We start from the raw sequence: 17,476 nt of genomic DNA, 5'->3' as shown, positions 1-17,476 counted from the left end.
CCAAAAACGTCCAGATAGCCTGTGCATTGGAGGCGATTGCCAGCAATGCTAGAAAGGCGGGCGAATCCCGCCTCTTCTTGCCAATCCGGACGACGCCATGACCTCGAGAACCTGCCTGTCGATCATCCTTGCCGCCGGCGAGGGCACTCGGATGAAGAGCGCGACACCCAAGGTTCTGCACCAGATTGCCAATCTGCCGATGGTGGCGCATGTCGCCAGGGCCGCCGAGGGCGCAGGCGCCGACGCAGTCGCGCTGGTGGTGGGGCATGGCGGCGACGCGGTGAAGAAGGCAGCGGAGGCGTTCGCGCCGAAGGCGGATGCATTCGTCCAGGCTGAGCGGTTGGGTACGGCTCATGCGGTGCTGGCGGCACGGGCGGCGATCGCCAAGGGCCATGACGACATTCTGGTAATGTTCGGCGACACGCCGCTGGTCGAGGCCGATTCGCTTGCCTTGGCGCGTCAGAAGCTTGCCGAGGGGGCTGCCGTGGTCGTCATCGGCTTCCGGCCGCCGAACCCGGCAGGTTATGGCCGCCTTTTGGAGAAGGATGGGCGCCTAGTCGCCATTCGCGAGGACAAGGATTGCACCGACGAAGAACGCAAGATCGCATTCTGCAATGCCGGGCTGATGGCAATTGCGGGCAAGGATGCGCTGAGGCTGCTCGATCAAGTCGGCAATTCAAACGCCAAGGGCGAGTTCTACCTTACCGACATCGTCGAGATCGCCGACAAGGCCAGTCTCATGGTTGTTGCCACCGAGGCGAGCTTCGAAAGCGTGCTTGGCATCAACAACCGGGCGGAACTCGCCGAAGCCGAGGCGATCTGGCAAAAGCGCCGCCGCCGGCAGGCCATGCTCGACGGTGCGACGCTGATTGCGCCCGAAACCGTCTATTTTTCGCATGATACGGAGATCGGCGCCGACGTGCTGGTCGAGCCGAACGTCTGGTTCGGTCCTGATGTGAAGGTTGCCGACGGCGCCGTCATCCATGCGTTCAGCCATCTCGAAGGCGCCGATGTCGGCCCCCGTGCCGAGGTCGGGCCATATGCCCGGCTGCGCCCGGGTGCGGAGCTGCATGAGAAAGCCAAGGTCGGCAATTTCTGCGAGGTCAAGAAGGCGACGGTCGAGAAGGGCGCCAAGATCAACCACCTGACCTATATCGGCGATGCGCGCGTCGGCGTCGGCGCCAACATCGGCGCGGGCACGATCACCTGCAACTATGACGGCTACTCGAAATTCTTCACCGATATCGGCGAGGGCGCATTCATCGGCTCGAACTCGTCGCTGGTTGCGCCGATTGTCATCGGGGCCGGCGCCTATGTCGCCTCGGGCAGCGTCATAACAGAGGAAGTGCCCGGGGATGCACTGGCCTTTGGTCGGGCGCGCCAGAAGACCTTGCCGGGCAAGGGCAAGGAATTGCGCGAACGCTTCGCCTCTGCCGCCGCTGCGAAAAAGGCGGGTGCAAAGTAACGGCATTTCAATCCTGCCGTGCCATGGATGGTCCTTCTTGCCCGGTCGGGCGGCTGATACGTTGCGAAACGGAATGTGACTTCCGCTTGGCTGCTGTGCTGCCTAAAAGGCCGACAGGGTTTTGAGGGATTGGACGGGGCAAAATCATGTGCGGAATCGTTGGTATCGTCGGCCAGACGCCGGTTGCGCCGCTGATCGTGGATGCGCTGAAGCGGCTGGAATACCGCGGTTATGATTCCGCCGGTGTCGCCACGATTGAGAATGGCGAACTGGCGCGCCGCCGCGCCGAGGGCAAGCTTGTCAATCTCGAGCGCCGGCTCAAGGCCGAGCCGCTGGATGGCAATATCGGCATCGGCCATACGCGCTGGGCAACGCACGGCGTGCCGAACGAGACCAATGCGCACCCGCATTTTTCCAACGGCGTGGCGATCGTCCACAATGGCATCATCGAGAATTTTGCCGAGCTGCGTCAGGAACTCATGGCCGATGGCTATGAGTTCACGTCGCAGACCGACACGGAGGTCGTGGCGCATCTGATTGCGCGTGAACTGGCGCGTGGCACCAAGCCTATCGATGCAGCGCATGCGGCGCTGAAGCGCCTCAACGGCGCCTTCGCGCTCGCCATCATGTTCAAGGGCGACGAGGACCTGATCGTCGGCGCCCGCAATGGGCCACCGCTGGCTGTCGGCCATGGCGAGGGCGAGATGTTCTTGGGCTCGGATGCGATTGCGCTTGCGCCCTTCACCAACTCGGTCACTTACCTTGAAGACGGCGACTGGGCGGTGGTGCGCCGCAACGAATTCCAGATCTACACGATGGATCGTGTGCCGGTGGAGCGCCAGCGGCGCCAGTCGGTCGGCACAAGCTATCTCGTCGACAAGGGCAATCACCGCCATTTCATGGAAAAGGAAATCCATGAGCAGCCGGAGGTGATCTCGCACACGCTGGCGCACTATCTCGACTTCACGCAAGGGACGTCTAAGCCGCTCGACTTGCCGTTCAACTTCGCCGACATCGACCGCCTCGCGGTTTCGGCCTGCGGTACGGCCTATCTTGCCGGGCTCGTCGGCAAATACTGGTTCGAGCGCCACGCACGGCTGCCGGTCGACATCGATGTCGCCTCGGAGTTCCGCTACCGCGAGATGCCGATCTCTAGGAAGAGTGCTGCGTTCTTCGTCTCGCAGTCGGGTGAAACCGCCGACACGCTGGCGTCGCTGCGCTACTGCCGTAAGGAAGGCGTGCCGATCGGCGCGATCGTCAATGTACGCGAATCGACGATGGCGCGCGAATCCGACGTCGTGATGCCGACGCTTGCCGGCCCCGAGATCGGTGTTGCCTCGACCAAGGCCTTCACCTGCCAACTTTCGGTGCTGGCGGCGTTGACCATACGGGCCGCCTCGCAACGCGGGACGATTACGGCGGAAGAAGAAAAGGCGCTGGTGCGCAGCCTGTCGGAGACGCCGCGCTATGCTGCCCAGGTGCTCAAGCTCGACAAGCAGATAGAGAAGGTTTCGCGTGAGCTGGCTTCCTACAAGCACGTGCTCTATCTCGGCCGCGACACCAATTTCCCGCTCGCCATGGAAGGCGCGCTCAAGCTCAAGGAAATCTCCTACATTCATGCCGAGGGTTATGCCGCCGGCGAGCTCAAGCACGGCCCGATCGCACTGATCGATGAGAACATGCCTGTCATCGTCATCGCTCCACATGACCGCATCTTTGAAAAGACCGTGTCGAACATGCAGGAAGTGGCGGCCCGCGGCGGCAAGATCATCCTGATCACCGACCAGAAGGGTGCCGCGCAGGCGACGGTGAAGACACTCGAGACCATCGTGTTGCCCGACGTGCCGGAGTTCATCGCGCCGATCATCTATGCCTTGCCGATCCAGATGCTGGCCTATTTCACGGCCGTGTTCATGGGCACCGACGTCGACCAGCCGCGCAACCTGGCAAAGTCGGTGACAGTGGAGTAGGGCCGACACCCCTACCAAGATCTGTGTTCCAAAGCGTCGCGCGCTTGACTAATGTTGCGCTGCAAACGGTGCGGCGGTGAACGATGTCGGATGGCCACAAGACTTCTGGGATGACGCGGCTGAGGAACTATTTCCTCACCGGTTTCATCGTCTGCGCGCCGCTGGTGCTGACCATCTATATCGTCTGGTCGTTCATCGGCTGGGCCGACTCCTGGGTAAAGCCGTATATTCCGGCGAGCTACAATCCCGATACCTATCTGTCGATTCGGGTGCCGGGTTTCGGCCTGATCGTCGCCCTGGTGATGATCACGCTGATCGGTTTCCTGACGGCCAACTTCATCGGACGCGCCATCGTCGGATTCGGCGAGCGGCTCCTGAACAGGACCCCGCTGGTGCGCGGCCTGTACAAGACGCTGAAGCAGCTGTTCGAGACCGCGCTGTCGAATAAGAGCGACATGTTCCGGACCGTCGGCATGGTCGAATATCCGCGCAAGGGTGTCTGGTCGATCGTTTTTGTCGGCAATGAAAAGCGGACGGAGATCAATGACAAGCTCGACAAGGAAGGCGACCCGCTGATTGCGGTGTTCATGCCGTGCACGCCCAATCCGACCACGGGATTCCTGATGTATGTGCATCGCTCCGAGGTCGTGCTGCTCGACATGAGCATCGAGGACGGCGCCAAGCTGATCGTCTCGGCTGGCCTTGTGGTGCCAGAACCGGCGCCGGGCGCAGCAGCCAAGAGCAAGGCGATCGAAGGGCCCATCGGCAACCCTCCTGCCGGCGCGCTGCCTCAGCCGGCCCTCAGCAAGCGCACGGCCTCGTCCCTGCCGAACACGTAAAGCAGCAGGCGCAACGCTTCCCCGCGTGGCGACACGAGCTCTGGATCACGAGCAAGGATCAGGCGCGCGTCGTCGCGGGCGATTTCCAGGAGGTCGGCGTGCGCTTCGATGCGCGCGATCTGGAAGCCCGGCGTGCCGGACTGGCGCGTGCCCAGCAACTCGCCTTCGCCGCGCAGTTTGAGGTCTTCCTCTGCGATGAGGAAGCCGTCCTCGGTTTCACGCATGACCGACAGCCGGCGCTTGGCGGTTTCGCCAAGCGGATCCTTGTAGAGCAGCACGCAGGAAGATGGTTTCAAACCGCGGCCGACGCGACCGCGCAGCTGGTGCAACTGGGCGAGGCCGAAGCGCTCGGCGTGCTCGATGACGATGATGGTGGCGTCGGGCACGTCGACGCCGACTTCGATGACGGTGGTGGCGATCAGCACACGCGTTTCGCCCTCCTTGAAGGCGCGCATGGCCTCGTCCTTCTCCGCGCCCTTCATCCGGCCATGAACGAGGCCGATACGTTGGCCGAAGACCGGCTGCAGCGAGGCGAAACGATCCTCGGCAGACATCAGCTTGATCTCTTCGGATTCCTCGACCAGCGGGCAGATCCAATAGACCTTCTGGCCTTCGGCGACGGCGTCGCGCATGCGGCCGACGAGTTCCTCCAAGCGCTCGAGCGGCATGGTGACAGTGCGGATCGGCTGTCGGCCGGCCGGCTTTTCGGTCAGGCGCGACACATCCATGTCGCCGAAGGCGGTGAGCACCAGCGTGCGTGGGATCGGCGTCGCGGTCATGACCAGCATGTCGGGCGCCTGGCCCTTGGCGTTCATGGCAAGGCGCTGGTGCACGCCGAAGCGGTGCTGCTCATCGATGACGGCCAGCGCCATGTCGCGGAAGGTGACTGTATCCTGGAACAAGGCGTGGGTGCCGATTACGATGTCGATCTCGCCGCTTTCGAGCCCCGCCAGCGTCTGGGCGCGGTCGCGGCCCTTTTCGCGGCCGGTCAGGATCGCCACGCGCATGCCGACTCGTTCGGCCAAGGGCGCGATTGTCGCCAGATGCTGGCGGGCAAGGATTTCCGTCGGCGCCATCAGTGCCGCCTGGCCTCCCGCCTCGACGGCTCGAGCCATGGCCAGAAGTGCGACCACCGTCTTGCCCGAGCCGACGTCGCCCTGAAGCAGGCGCAGCATGCGTTCGGGTTTGGCGAGGTCGGCATCGATCTCTTCCAGGGCGGCCTGCTGCGAGCCGGTCAGTTGATAAGGCAGTGCCGCGCGGAGTGCGTTGACGAGGCGGCCGTCGCCAGTCAGTGGCCGACCATGCAGCTTGCGCACGCGGGCGCGGACGAGGGCGAGCGACACCTGGCCGGCAAGCAACTCGTCATAGGCGAGGCGGCGCCAGGCGGCATTTTCGGGCGAGGCGTCGATCGGATCAGCAGGATTGTGGACGCGTTGCAGCGACGCCGCGAAAGCGGGAAAACTCTGCCGGCGTATGACATCGCCGTCGAGCCACTCAGGCATCTCAGGCACCCGTTCGAGCGACTGGCCGATGGCGCGGCGCAGCACCTTGGCCGACAGGCCCGCCGTCAGCGGATAGACAGGTTCGACCAGCGGCAGCTTGTCGGCCTCGCTGGCAAGCGCGATGTGGTCAGGATGAACCATCGAGGGGCGGCCGTTGAACCACTCCATGCGGCCCGAGACGATGACTTTCTCGCCCTCGGGCATCGCCTTTTCGAGATAGGCGGCATGCGCATGGAAGAAGGTCAGCGTGATCTCACCTGTGTCGTCATGCGCAAAGACGCGGTAGGGCGCCGAGCGGTTGCCGCGCGGCGCCGGCTGGTGGCGGTCGATGCGGACCTCCAGCGTGACGATGGCACCTTCCGCGGCGAGCGCGATACCAGGTCGGTTGCGGCGGTCGATGACGCTGTTGGGCAATATGAAAGCGAGGTCGCCGACGCGGGCGGACCGGTCGCCGAGATCGGCAGGCACGACCTTTTCGATCAGCACGGCAACCTTAGGTCCGATGCCGGTGAGCGAAGTGATGGGGGAGAACAGGGGATCGAGAAGGGATGGACGCATCGTGTCAGCTTATGCGCTGCTGCAGCCCGGGCAAAGGCTGACATGGCCGGCTATCCACGCTATATGCGCCTCGACATCAGAGGATTGCTGACATGACCGGATCGACACGCTCGAGCGAAGGGCTTGATATGCGCAGGCGCAAGCTTTTGTTCCGCTCCTGGCATCGCGGTATGCGCGAGATGGACCTGATCCTCGGCAGTTTCGCCGACGCCAATATCGACAGGCTGAGCGATGCGGAGCTCGACCTCTACGAGGTGCTGCTCGACATCACCGACAAGGAGCTGCTGTCCTGGATCATCGGCGAGCACCCGGTGCCTGAAGCTGTCGACCATGACGTCTATCGCCAGATCGTGGCGTCGCGCGGCGCGTTCACAGCCTGAGTGAAATCATGAGCCTGACCAAAGCAATCGGCCTGCCCAAGGGTCGCGCCGGACAGTTCATCGTCGACGGCGTCGCCGACGGCTATGAGGCCTTCGCGCTCGCCATCGCCGCCGCCGAGACGGCGCCTGACAAGCCGCTGCTGTTTGTCGCGCGCGACGGACAGCGGCTGCCGCAGATCGTCGAAGCGCTGGCTTTCGTCGCGCCCGACCTGCCGGTGCTCGAACTGCCGGCCTGGGACTGCCTGCCCTACGACCGCGTGTCGCCGGGGTCGGATACGGCAGCGCGCCGGCTCGATGCGCTGGCGGCGATAATCGCATTGAGGAAAGAGCCGCATCGGGCGATCGTGCTGACGACGGCCAATGCGCTTCTGCAGCGCATGCCGCCGTCGGCTGCGCTCGAAGCGCAGGAATTCCGCGCCAAGCCGGGCAACCAGGTCGAGATGAACCAACTGGTGGCGCGGCTCGAACGGGCTGGCTTCGAGCGCGTGCCGACGGTGCGCGGCGTCGGTGAATTCGCCGTGCGTGGCGGCATCCTCGACCTATATGCGCCGGGTGCTGCGGATGCGCTGCGCCTCGACTTCTTCGGTGACACGCTGGAGACGATCCGTGCCTTCGACGTCGCCAGCCAGCGCACGACGGGCAGCCGCAATCAGGTGGTACTCCAGGCGATGAGCGAGGTGGCGCTGACGCCGGAGACGATCAGCAAGTTCCGCCGCAGTTACATCGAAGCCTTTGGCGCGCCGTCGCGCGACGATGCTCTGTACGCCGCGGTCAGCGAAGGCAGGCGCTTTGCCGGCATGGAGCACTGGCTGCCGTTCTATTATTCGCATCTCGAAACGATCTTTGACTACCTGCCCGACGCGCCTGTGGTGTTCGACCATCTGGCGCGCGAGGCTTTGGGCGAGCGCCATGCGCTGATCCTTGATCACTACGAGGCCCGCCGCAAGCAGGGCGAGGGCAAGGGGCTCAAAGATGCCGTGCCCTACAAGCCTGTGGCGCCAGATCAGATGTATCTGTCGCCCGAAGAGGTGTTCACCGCGCTCGCCGACCAGGTCAATGCTGAGCTTACGCCGTTCGACACGCCGTTTTCGAGCGGACGCAAGGTGCTGCATGCCGGTTCGCATGCCGGCCGCAGCTTTGCCGAGGAGCGCGCCGACCCGAACGCCAACGTCTTCGACGTGGTGGCCCGGCACATCGCCGACCAGCGGGCGGCCAAGCGCCGCGTCGTTGTCGCCGGCTGGACCGAAGGCTCGCTCGACCGGCTGACGCAGATCCTCGACGAGCACGAGCTCGGCAACCTCAAGCGTGTGGCGAACATGGCCGAGGTCGAGGCGCTGAAGCCGGGCGAAGCGGGCCTCGCGGTGCTGCCGATCGAGGCCGGCTTCGAGTCAGGTGACCTCGTCGTCGTTGCCGAGCAAGACATTCTCGGCGACCGGCTGATCCGGCGCTCGAAGAAGCGCAAGCGCGCTGCCGACTTCATCGCCGAGGCAGCGTCGCTGTCGTCGGGCGACATCGTCGTCCACGCCGACCACGGCATCGGCCGCTTTGTCGGCCTCAAGACAATCGAGGCGGCCGGTGCGCCGCATGACTGCCTCGAAATCCACTACGCCTCGGACGGCCGGCTGTTCCTGCCGGTCGAAAACATCGAGCTTCTGTCGCGCTATGGCTCGGACTCAGCCGAGGCCCAGCTCGACAAGCTCGGCGGCGGCGCCTGGCAGTCGCGCAAGGCCAAGCTCAAGCGGCGCCTGCTGGAGATGGCCGGGCAACTTATCAAGCTTGCCGCCGAACGGCATATGCGCGAAGCACCCGCGATGAACCCGCCTGATGGCGTCTATGGCGAATTCGCGGCGCGGTTCCCCTATGAGGAGACCGACGACCAGCAGAGCGCCATCGATTCAGTGATGGAGGACCTGGGTGCCGGCAAGCCGATGGACCGCCTGATCTGCGGCGACGTCGGCTTTGGAAAAACCGAGGTTGCCCTCCGCGCGGCCTTTATTGCCGCCATGGAAGGTTTCCAGGTGGCGGTCGTGGTGCCGACGACCTTGTTGTCGCGCCAACATTTCAAGACCTTCTCGCAGCGTTTCGCCGGCCTGCCGGTCAAGGTGCGGCAGGCCTCCAGGCTCGTCGGCAGCAAGGAACTTGCCGAGACCAAGCAAGGCATATCAGACGGTACTGTCGACATCGTCGTCGGCACACATGCACTGCTCGGCTCGTCGATACAGTTCAAGAACCTCGGCCTGCTGATCATCGACGAGGAGCAGCATTTCGGCGTCAAGCACAAGGAGCGGCTCAAGGAGCTGAAGAGCGACGTGCACGTGCTGACGCTGTCGGCGACGCCGATCCCGCGCACGCTGCAGCTGGCGCTGACCGGTGTGCGCGAGTTGTCGCTGATCGCCACGCCGCCGGTCGACCGCATGGCGGTGCGCAGCTTCATCTCGCCCTTCGACCCATTGGTCATCCGCGAGACGCTGCTGCGCGAGCGCTATCGCGGCGGCCACAGCTTCTATGTCGTGCCGCGCATCGCCGATCTCGCCGAAATTCATCAGTTCCTGCAGGAATCGGTGCCTGAATTGAAGGTGGCGGTGGCGCATGGCCAGATGCCGCCAGGCGAGCTCGACGACATCATGAACGCCTTCTATGACGGCCAGTACGACGTGCTGCTGTCGACGACCATCGTCGAATCGGGCCTAGACATTCCGACCGCAAACACGCTGATCGTGCACCGCGCCGACATGTTCGGCTTGGCGCAGCTCTATCAGCTGCGTGGGCGCGTCGGGCGCTCTAAGGTGCGCGCCTATGCGTTGTTCACGCTGCCCGCCAACCGGACGCTGACTGCCACCGCCGACCGCAGGCTCAAGGTGCTGCAGTCGCTCGATACTCTGGGCGCCGGCTTCCAGCTCGCCAGCCACGACCTCGACATCCGTGGCGCCGGCAACCTCCTCGGCGAGGAGCAGTCGGGCCACATCAAGGAAGTCGGCTTCGAGCTCTACCAGCAGATGCTGGAAGAGGCAGTGGCCGAGCTGCGCGGCAGCGGTGAGGCGATCGACACCGGCTGGTCGCCGCTGATCGCTGTCGGCACGGCTGTCATGATCCCGGAAGGCTATGTGCCCGACCTGCAGCTCAGACTGGCGCTCTACCGTCGACTTGGCGATCTCGAAAACACCGAGGAGATCGACGGTTTTGGCGCCGAGCTCATCGACCGCTTCGGGCCGTTGCCGGAGGAGGTCAAGCACCTGCTCAAGATCGTCTTCATCAAGGCTTTGTGCCGCAAGGCCAATGTTGAAAAGCTGGATGCCGGGCCGAAGGGCGTGGTGGTGCAGTTCCGCAAGAAGGAGTTTGCCAATCCGGCGGGTCTGGTGCGCTACATCGCCGAGCAGGGTTCGCTGGCCAAGATCAGGCCGGATCACTCGGTGGTGTTCGCCCGCGACTGGCCGAACCCTGAAAAGCGCCTGGCCGGCTCGGCCGTCATCATGACGCAACTGGCGAAGTTGGCCGAACAGGCGGCTTGAGATGCCGTGCGCATGGGATAGGGACCGGCATCGCCAGGGGCGCGATGCCGGAGCAGCCGCTGGATTGGATCAGGTGTCCGTAAGGCGCAACGTCATGTTCCAGCGGTCCAACCCTGGCGCGAAACCATCGGGCGTGACTCTCGAGGCGGTGAAGCCGAACTTCTCATAGAAGCCATGGGTGTGTTGGCTGGTTTCCAGGATCAGTTCTGCGATGCCAGGGATAGCGCGTGCCTGCGCCAATCTGGCCTGCGTCAATCTGGTCCCCAGACCCTGTCCGTGAAACACCCTGTCGACCATTCCCCATGCCAAGCTGGCGCGCTTGCGTTCTGGCTCGACTGCCAGCCCGCCACAGGCGATGACCGACCCATTGCGTGTGAGCACCAGATAGGGCCAACCTTCGGTATCGATGCTTTCCAGAAATTGGCAAAAGTCCGCGCGCTCTTCCGGAGCAAAGAAGGTCGGCACGTTGCTGTCGAATATCGCCAGACAGGCGGCAAAGTCTTCGGCCACGTAGGGCCGGGACGCTATGTCTTTCATTGCGGAAATTGCCTCGAACGATCGCGGTTACTTGCGTAGCCCAAATTGCTGTTTCTGGCCAAGAGTGGCCTGAGCAGGCGAGGGGTGTCACGCTCACGCGTCGTCGCGAATTCACACAAGGCCCTTGGCCGCTCCATGCCGTGGCGTCCATGAAGCCATTAATCCCCGATGTCGGCCCCAATGGGCACTGACGCTCCATCGCCGGCACTGCTTATCGCCAACACCAAAAAAGCCCCGATCGCCGAAGCGAAGGGGGCTTTGGATACATTGTATCACACCGACCGGCGCAGCGGCCGGGCGGGCTTAGTTGAGCGTCGGCTCGCCGGCAGCCTTTTCGGCTGCCACTTGCCGAATGGCATCGGCAAGGGTGGCCGAGTCCTGGGCGCCCATGACCGCGTATTTGCCGTCGAGCAGGAAGCAGGGCACGCCTGTGATCCCCATGCGCGAGGCGGTGACGATCTCGTTGGTGACGTCGTCGCGGTCGGCGTCGGTGGCGAGCAGCGATTCGACGACCGCCGTATCCATGCCGGCTTCGCGCGCTGCTTCGACCAGCACGGCGTGGTCACCGATGTTCTTGCCCTGCTCGAAATAGAGGCTGAACAGCAAACGCGCGAGCTTGTCCTGCACGCCGTCTCCCGAAGCCGCTGCCCAGCGGATGAGGCGGTGGGCATCGAGCGTGTTCGGCGCAACCGTGATGGCGTCGAAGTCGAACGAGATGCCTTCGACAGCACCCAGCGAGACCAGATTGGCGTGGACCTGTTTCAGCCGGTTCTCGTCCGAGAATTTCGCCAGCATGTAGGCCTTGCGTTCCTTGCCCTCGGGCGGGATCGTCGGGTCGAGCTGGAACGGGCGCCAATGCACCTCGGCCTTGATGTCGGGCAGGCTGGCAAGGGCGTTTTCGAGGCGCTTCATGCCAAGAAAACACCACGGGCAGACAACATCCGAGACGACGTCGATGGTGATCCGGTTCTGTTCAGACATGGAAAAGTCCTTAGCTCAAGCAGTTCGATTAACCGCCCTGACTCCACCAGACCGGCAACTGATAGCCAAATATGGGTGTTTTTTCCGGATGTTTTAGTCTCTTCGCAAATGCGATCCACTGCTCGGAGTTGTGTTGGAACGGCACCATATAGTTGCCGGAGATCAAGAGACGGTCGAGGGCACGCACCGCAGCCACGAAATCTTCCTTCTCGCGCGCCTTGAGCATGGCGTCGATCATTGCGTCGACGGCGGGGCTGGAAACGCCGGCAAGATTGAATGAGCCAGGCTTCTGGGCCGACGACGAGCCCCAGCGCCCGATCTGTTCGATGCCCGGCGACAGGGTCCCGGTGAAGCCTGTGACGCCGATCAGCGCGTCGAATTCGAAAGCCTGCTTGCGTGACTGAATCTGGTCGGCTTCGAGCGCGCGGATGGTGACCGCGATACCGAGCTTTTCCAGCGTGCGCTGGTAAAGCGCGGCAAGCCGCTGCTCGGCCTCGGACGAAGTCAGGATCTCGAAGGCGAAGGGCGCGCCTTGTGCATCGAGCATCTTGCCGCCCTGCAAGGTGTAGCCGGCGGCCTTGAACAGCTCGAATGCCTGTTTCATCACCTTGCGGTCCTGACCGGAGCCGTCGGTGACAGGTGGGCGCCATGTGCCGTCCATGATGTCGGGGCGCACCGCATCGGGGAAGGGCGCCAGCAGCGCCTTTTCCTTGTCGTTGGCCGGCACGCCAAAGGCGGAAAGCTCCGAACCCTGCCAATAGCTGACGGTGCGCTCATACTTGCCGGCGAACAGGTTTCGGTTGGCCCATTCGAAGTCGTAAAGCATGCCGAGCGCCTGGCGAACCTCAGGGTTGGCGAATTTCGCCAGCCGGGTGTTGAACATGAAGCCGGTGACGACAGGCGGAAGGCCGCTCTTGAAGGTCTCGGCGACGATGTCGCCGTTCTTGAAGGCAGGGAAATCGAAGCCACGTGCGCGCTTGACCGGATCGGCCTCGGTGAAGGTGTCGCAGATGCCCTTCTTGAACGCCTCGAACTGGGCAGCGGCGTTGAGGAAATACTCGATGGTGATCTGGTCGTAATTGTCGAAGCCGCGCTTGGACGGGATGTCGCGTGCCCAATATTCGGGATTGCGCTTGAAGACGATGCGCTCGCCGGGCTTCACTTCGGCAACCGTATAAGGGCCGCTGCCGACGAGCGGTTTCAGTGTGGTCTGGTCGAACGTGTCCTTGGAGAAGGCGTGTTTGGGCACGATCGGCGTCAGCGCGATGATCAGTGGGAATTCGCGGTCGGCCTTGTCATTGAAGTTGAAGCGGACGCTGTTGTCCCCGGTCTTTTCGATCTTCTCGATCTTGGCCATGCGGTCGCTGTAGGGCGGGCGTCCCTTTTCGGTGAAGACCTCATAGGTGAAGATGACATCGTCGGGCGTGATCTGCTGGCCGTCCGACCACTTGGCGTTGGGGTCGAGGTGGAACTCGATCCATTTGCGCTCGGGGTCGATGTCGACCGACTTGGCAGTCAGGCCATAGATGCTGAAGGCCTCGTCGGCACTGCGCTGCATCAGCGATTCGAAGACGAGATTGCCGTAGATCGTATCTATCATGCCGCGCGCGGTGGTGCGCAGGCTCTTGATGATGAACGGGTTGAGATTGTCGAAGCTGCCGATGACGCAGTAGGTGATCTTGCCGCCCTTGGGGGCGTCGGGATTGGCGTAGGGAAAGTTCTTGAAATCGGCGGGCAGGGCAGGGGTGCCATGCATGGAAAGGCCATGAACGGGCTCGGCCAGAGCGGCGCGCGGCGCCAGAGTTGTGATGGCGGCGGTGGCAACCAGCAGCGAAAGAGTGCGTCTCACGACGATTCTCCACGAATTCGGGGAAGCTTTGCTGATTCGAAGCGTAGCGCAGGCGTATGTGGCCCGTCCATTGCTGGCGCAAGGCACAAGAAATGCATGGAAACAGGCTGGATTCGCGGCTCGCGGCAGTGTAACACGCGCGGCGAAGTCATGCTGTTGCCTCATTTGCCCAACAGGTAGCGTCGACACACGGCTAGGGCCGGTTCCGGGATTGTTTGAGAGGAATTCATGAAGATGACGAGCCAGAAATTCGACGGTCTCCGCCTGTCGGCCTTGGCGGCTGGCGTTGCCGGTCTGCTGGCGTCGGGCCTCGCGCCGGCCGCTGCGCAGCAGCAGCAGGTGCCGCAGGGCTGGTTCAAGGCCTGTTCCAAGCAGGCTGACGTCGATATCTGCAACGTGCAGAACATCCTGACCGCGAGCAACGGCCAGCTGGTCACCGGCATCTCGATGATCGAGCTCAAGGGCAAGGTCAACCGCAAGGTGTTCCAGGTCACCGTGCCGAGCGGCCGCCTCATCCCTCCGGGAATCGGCCTGCAGGTCGATGGCGCCAAGGCCCAGAAGCTGGAATACGTGATCTGCTTCCCGGACCGCTGCGTGGCCGAGATCGCCCTGACCGACGCGCTCGTCGGCTCGTTCAAGAAGGGCACCGACCTGACCCTGACCTCGATCAACTTCCAGAACCAGCCGAACCCGATCAAGGTTTCGCTGTCGGGATTCACCGGCGCCTTCGATGGCGAGCCGCTGAAGCAGTCGGACCTGGAAGACCGCCAGAAGAAGCTCCAGGAGTTCGTGTCGAAGAACAACGAGGACTTCGCCAAGAAGCTCAAGGAAGAACAGGACAAGGCCAAGACGGCCAACTGATCGACCTGACCGTACTGAACTAAAAAAAGCGGGGTTTAGGCCCCGCTTTTTTGTTGCATATCAACTGGTTGCGTCTAGTGGCTGCTACGCGCCTTGGGGGCGTAGTGACCGTCCGCTGTCTTGTCGAAAAACTCACCGACCTGCGGATGCCGCACCGGCTCGCCGGAGCTGTCCTCGAGCAGGTTTTGCTCGGAGACATAGGCGACGTATTCGGTCTCCGCATTCTCTGCGAGGAGGTGATAGAAGGGCTGGTCACGCCGCGGGCGCACGGCGGCGGGGATCGCGTCGTACCACTCCTCGGTGTTGGCGAATTCGGGGTCGACATCGAAGATCACGCCCCGGAACGGGAAGACCCGGTGGCGCACCACCTGTCCGATCGAGAATTTTGCCGTCTTCATGGATCACCTGCACCGCGTGAGAGTTGCCAATTCACACGCGCTTTCAATCGCTTAGGACACGTTCGAGGTCGATAAGACCTACTGGCCCTGCCAATCGCGCCCTTCCAAGTTCCTATTTGGCGCAGCAAGGCAGCCATTTCAATGGCATAGCGGCTTGACGGCCGGTCCGGCGGCACGATACCGGCTGGTAGCAATGCTCCATCGCGCATCCGTTGCCGTTTGGCGGCGAACGCGCCTTTTCCAGCACGAGAAGCGGGAAAGCGCCGATGTCTGAGGTGATCGGTCTGGTCTTGCCCTTTTTCGGGCTGATCTTCATGGGTTTCGTCGTTGCCCGGATCACCCGGCAGCCGCTGGAAGCGCTCGGCTGGATGACGACCTTCATCGTTTATGTCGCCCTGCCGGCGCTGTTTTTCCAGCTGCTGGCCAAGACGCCGTTCGAGCGGCTGACCGAATGGGGCTACATATCAGGCGCGGTGTTCTCGACCTTCGTCATCTTCATGCTGATGTTTACGGCCTCCTGCATCCGAGGGCGCGGCGAGATCGCCGAATCGACGATCAAGGGGCTGGCGTCGGCCTATGGCAATATCGGCTACATGGGCCCAGGTCTGGCGCTGCTGGCCTTCGGCGAGGAGGCGGCGGTTCCAGTCGCACTGATCTTCTGTTTCGAAAACATCATGCATTTCACCGTAGCACCAATGATGATGGCGCTGGCCGGCGACGAGCCGCGCTCGCCGATGAGCGTTGCTCTGGACGTGGTCAAGAAGATCGCCTTTCATCCGTTCATCGTTGCAACGGCGATCGGCGTGCTCGCGGCCTATGTCGAATTCCGGCCGCCCCTGCCTGTCGAACGCTTCCTTGAATATCTGTCGCGGGCGGCAGCACCCTGCGCATTGTTTGCCATGGGCGTGACGCTGGCCTTGCGGCCGTTGAAGCGGGTGCCGCATGAGATGGTGCCGATCGCGCTGCTCAAGCTGATCCTGCATCCGCTGCTGTGCTACGTCGTGCTGAGCTGGGTTGGCAATTTCGAGCCGGTCTGGCTGTTCTCGGCCATGCTCATGGCGGCATTGCCGACGGCGACCAATGTCTTCGTCATCGCCCAGCAATATGGCGTCTGGGTTGAGCGGGCTTCGGCCAGCGTGCTGGTCACCACCTGTCTGTCTGTCTTGACGGTGACCGGGCTGCTTTACGCGATCCAGCACGGCATTTTGCCGCCGGATCTCTTTCCTTAAGCTCAGTCGGTGGCGGCATCGCCGCCGCGGCGCGGCGAACGAAGCCCGGCGACGGCCGAGGAAAAGCCGCTACCCGGGCGCAGGCCTTCGCGCATGAAGAAGGCACGGAGTGGCGAGAAGACGCCGAGAACGTTGAGGCCGGCGCTGCGCGCCAGCTGCGCCGGCAGCATGTCGGACAACAGCGACCTGTTGAGCAGGTTCACCGCGCTGGTGCGGGCAACAATGTCGGGACGCCGTGCGGCATCATAGGCTGCCAGCGCTTCTGGAGCCCCGGAATCGTCGCGATGTTTGGCTGCCGTTTCAACGAGTTGGTCGATATCCCTGATGCCGAGATTGAGCCCTTGCGCGCCGATCGGCGGAAACACATGCGCTGCTTCGCCGACCAGGGCGATGCGGTTCTGGGCGAAGCGCCGCGGCAAGGATGTCGACAAAGGGTATATCTGGCGTCCGCCCTCGATCGTGACGCGGCCGAGCATCGACTGCATCTGCTGCTCGACACGTTGCGACAGCGCATCGTCGCCGACGCTGGCGAATTCCTTGGCGGTTTCGGGTCTGAGCACCCAGACGAGGCTTGAGCGGCGGCCGGGTAGCGGCACTTGGGTGAATGGCCCGGTTTCGGTGTGGAATTCGGTCGAGGTGAAGGCGTGGTCACGACTGTGGACGAAATTCAGCACCAGAGCGGCCTGTGGCAGCGACTGCGCTGAGGCCGAAATGCCGGCGGCCTGGCGGGCCGGTGAATTCCTGCCATCGGCGGCAACCGCCAATGGCGCTTCAACCAACGTGCCGTCCGATAGTGTGGCAATCACCTTGCCGGGCTCAAGGGTCCAGTTGTCGACCATGGCGCGGCGCCACTCGATTCCCGAATGGGCTTCGACCGCCTTTTCCAGGACTGCATTGAAGACGCGGTTCTGGAAGTTCAGCCCAAAATGCTCTTCGCCGATCTCGCCGGCGCGGAAGGTGACCATCGGACTGCGGATCAGCCGCGACGTGCCGTCGATGATGCGCATCACCTTGAGGGGAGCAGCATCTGGCTCGAGCGAATCGAGCATGCCGAGCGTGGCCAGGAACTTCAGCGCCGGGACCATCAGAGCTGTGGTGCGGCCATCGTCGGTCCGGGCCGGCGGTCCGGCAAGCACGACGCTGAAGCCGGCCTTGGCAAAGGCGAGGGCTGATATCAACCCCACGGGCCCGGTGCCTGCCACCAGAATTCTCGTGTCGACGCTCATCGGCAGCCCATGCTGTTCCAGTGCTGTCTCAGCACCTTGGTTTTCCCGGTATATTGCAGGCCTAAGCCATTGATCAACGCGGCGATTCATCCCATTCGGTCGCAACAGTCGATCCCGGCGCAATTTCAGCCAGCCTGATAACTTGCCGGCTCATCACGCCGAAGTGGATGAA

The 17,476-nt window shown here is 63.1% G+C and carries 13 protein-coding genes; 7 read left to right on the top strand and 6 right to left on the bottom strand.

All coding sequences use genetic code 11. The annotated features are described in order from the left end of the window. The first annotated feature begins 97 nt into the window (after window positions 1–97). The 3 genes from glmU to H5P29_RS19410 all read left to right on the top strand — a co-directional run bounded on the left by glmU (window position 98) and on the right by H5P29_RS19410 (window position 4,274). Window positions 98–1,465, top strand: a complete 1,368-nt coding sequence (gene glmU, locus H5P29_RS19420; RefSeq protein WP_154387376.1) for a bifunctional UDP-N-acetylglucosamine diphosphorylase/glucosamine-1-phosphate N-acetyltransferase GlmU — start codon at window positions 98–100, stop codon at window positions 1,463–1,465. A 146-nt stretch (window positions 1,466–1,611) separates the two neighbouring features. Beyond that, the gene (gene glmS / locus H5P29_RS19415) at window positions 1,612–3,435 is read left to right on the top strand and encodes a glutamine--fructose-6-phosphate transaminase (isomerizing) (RefSeq protein ID WP_067962207.1); all 1,824 of its coding nucleotides are present in this window, start codon (window positions 1,612–1,614) and stop codon (window positions 3,433–3,435) included. Between the two features lie 83 nt (window positions 3,436–3,518). Further along, complete coding sequence (locus tag H5P29_RS19410) at window positions 3,519–4,274, top strand: DUF502 domain-containing protein (protein WP_067962205.1); 756 nt, start codon at window positions 3,519–3,521, stop codon at window positions 4,272–4,274. Here the strand turns inward: H5P29_RS19410 and recG are convergent. Next, window positions 4,226–6,334: an ATP-dependent DNA helicase RecG gene (gene recG / locus H5P29_RS19405; RefSeq protein ID WP_154387377.1), complete on the bottom strand. Its 2,109-nt coding sequence runs from the start codon at window positions 6,332–6,334 to the stop codon at window positions 4,226–4,228. The two genes, H5P29_RS19410 and recG, sit on opposite strands and share 49 nt — an antisense overlap. A 92-nt stretch (window positions 6,335–6,426) precedes the next feature. Here recG and H5P29_RS19400 point away from each other — a divergent pair, with 92 nt between their 5' ends. Together H5P29_RS19400 and mfd are read left to right on the top strand one after the other, a co-directional pair. Then, a complete protein-coding gene (locus H5P29_RS19400) occupies window positions 6,427–6,714 on the top strand; it encodes a succinate dehydrogenase assembly factor 2 (RefSeq protein ID WP_067962202.1) in 288 nt (95 codons plus the stop codon). Between the two features lie 8 nt (window positions 6,715–6,722). Beyond that, window positions 6,723–10,223 carry a transcription-repair coupling factor gene (gene mfd, locus H5P29_RS19395; protein ID WP_067962201.1) on the top strand — a complete coding sequence of 1,167 codons (3,501 nt, stop codon included), beginning with the start codon at window positions 6,723–6,725 and terminating at the stop codon, window positions 10,221–10,223. A 69-nt stretch (window positions 10,224–10,292) separates the two neighbouring features. On the opposite strand, the gene H5P29_RS19390 is transcribed toward mfd, so the two are convergent. The 3 genes from H5P29_RS19390 to H5P29_RS19380 form a co-directional block, all read right to left on the bottom strand. Next, window positions 10,293–10,760, bottom strand: a complete 468-nt coding sequence (locus tag H5P29_RS19390) for a GNAT family N-acetyltransferase (protein WP_067962200.1) — start codon at window positions 10,758–10,760, stop codon at window positions 10,293–10,295. Window positions 10,761–11,063: 303 nt separating this feature from the next. Further along, a complete protein-coding gene (locus tag H5P29_RS19385) occupies window positions 11,064–11,741 on the bottom strand; it encodes a DsbA family oxidoreductase (RefSeq protein WP_067962198.1) in 678 nt (225 codons plus the stop codon). 28 nt (window positions 11,742–11,769) lie between these two features. Continuing rightward, window positions 11,770–13,590, bottom strand: a complete 1,821-nt coding sequence (locus H5P29_RS19380) for an extracellular solute-binding protein (protein WP_371818574.1) — start codon at window positions 13,588–13,590, stop codon at window positions 11,770–11,772. A gap of 234 nt (window positions 13,591–13,824) precedes the next feature. Here H5P29_RS19380 and H5P29_RS19375 point away from each other — a divergent pair, with 234 nt between their 5' ends. Continuing rightward, entirely contained in the window at window positions 13,825–14,451 is a 627-nt protein-coding gene (locus H5P29_RS19375; protein ID WP_067966575.1) for an invasion associated locus B family protein, read from the top strand. A 74-nt stretch (window positions 14,452–14,525) separates the two neighbouring features. Here the strand turns inward: H5P29_RS19375 and hspQ are convergent, their stop codons facing one another. Then, entirely contained in the window at window positions 14,526–14,849 is a 324-nt protein-coding gene (gene hspQ / locus H5P29_RS19370; protein ID WP_067962194.1) for a heat shock protein HspQ, read from the bottom strand. 266 nt (window positions 14,850–15,115) lie between these two features. Here hspQ and H5P29_RS19365 point away from each other — a divergent pair, with 266 nt between their 5' ends. Continuing rightward, entirely contained in the window at window positions 15,116–16,078 is a 963-nt protein-coding gene (locus H5P29_RS19365) for an AEC family transporter (RefSeq protein ID WP_067962193.1), read from the top strand. Window positions 16,079–16,080: 2 nt separating this feature from the next. Here H5P29_RS19365 and H5P29_RS19360 read toward each other — a convergent pair whose 3' ends face one another. Then, window positions 16,081–17,304: a UbiH/UbiF family hydroxylase gene (locus H5P29_RS19360; protein WP_067962192.1), complete on the bottom strand. Its 1,224-nt coding sequence runs from the start codon at window positions 17,302–17,304 to the stop codon at window positions 16,081–16,083. Window positions 17,305–17,476 lie beyond the last annotated feature (172 nt).

This window comes from Aminobacter sp. MDW-2 (genome assembly GCF_014250155.1).
In the GTDB taxonomy this organism is placed as follows: domain Bacteria; phylum Pseudomonadota; class Alphaproteobacteria; order Rhizobiales; family Rhizobiaceae; genus Aminobacter; species Aminobacter ciceronei.
The sequence above is the reverse complement of the archived record's forward strand: the minus strand, read 5'-3'. Positions and strand labels throughout refer to the sequence as shown.

Bases quoted from the DNA above. Each gene is read 5' to 3' on its own strand.
- glmU (WP_154387376.1), top strand. From the start codon at position 98: ATGACCTCGAGAACCTGCCTGTCGATCATCCTTGCCGCCGGCGAGGGC.
- glmS (WP_067962207.1), top strand. From the start codon at position 1,612: ATGTGCGGAATCGTTGGTATCGTCGGCCAGACGCCGGTTGCGCCGCTG.
- H5P29_RS19410 (WP_067962205.1), top strand. From the start codon at position 3,519: ATGTCGGATGGCCACAAGACTTCTGGGATGACGCGGCTGAGGAACTAT.
- recG (WP_154387377.1), bottom strand. From the start codon at position 6,334: ATGCGTCCATCCCTTCTCGATCCCCTGTTCTCCCCCATCACTTCGCTC.
- H5P29_RS19400 (WP_067962202.1), top strand. From the start codon at position 6,427: ATGACCGGATCGACACGCTCGAGCGAAGGGCTTGATATGCGCAGGCGC.
- mfd (WP_067962201.1), top strand. From the start codon at position 6,723: ATGAGCCTGACCAAAGCAATCGGCCTGCCCAAGGGTCGCGCCGGACAG.
- H5P29_RS19390 (WP_067962200.1), bottom strand. From the start codon at position 10,760: ATGAAAGACATAGCGTCCCGGCCCTACGTGGCCGAAGACTTTGCCGCC.
- H5P29_RS19385 (WP_067962198.1), bottom strand. From the start codon at position 11,741: ATGTCTGAACAGAACCGGATCACCATCGACGTCGTCTCGGATGTTGTC.
- H5P29_RS19375 (WP_067966575.1), top strand. From the start codon at position 13,825: ATGACGAGCCAGAAATTCGACGGTCTCCGCCTGTCGGCCTTGGCGGCT.
- hspQ (WP_067962194.1), bottom strand. From the start codon at position 14,849: ATGAAGACGGCAAAATTCTCGATCGGACAGGTGGTGCGCCACCGGGTC.
- H5P29_RS19365 (WP_067962193.1), top strand. From the start codon at position 15,116: ATGTCTGAGGTGATCGGTCTGGTCTTGCCCTTTTTCGGGCTGATCTTC.
- H5P29_RS19360 (WP_067962192.1), bottom strand. From the start codon at position 17,304: ATGAGCGTCGACACGAGAATTCTGGTGGCAGGCACCGGGCCCGTGGGG.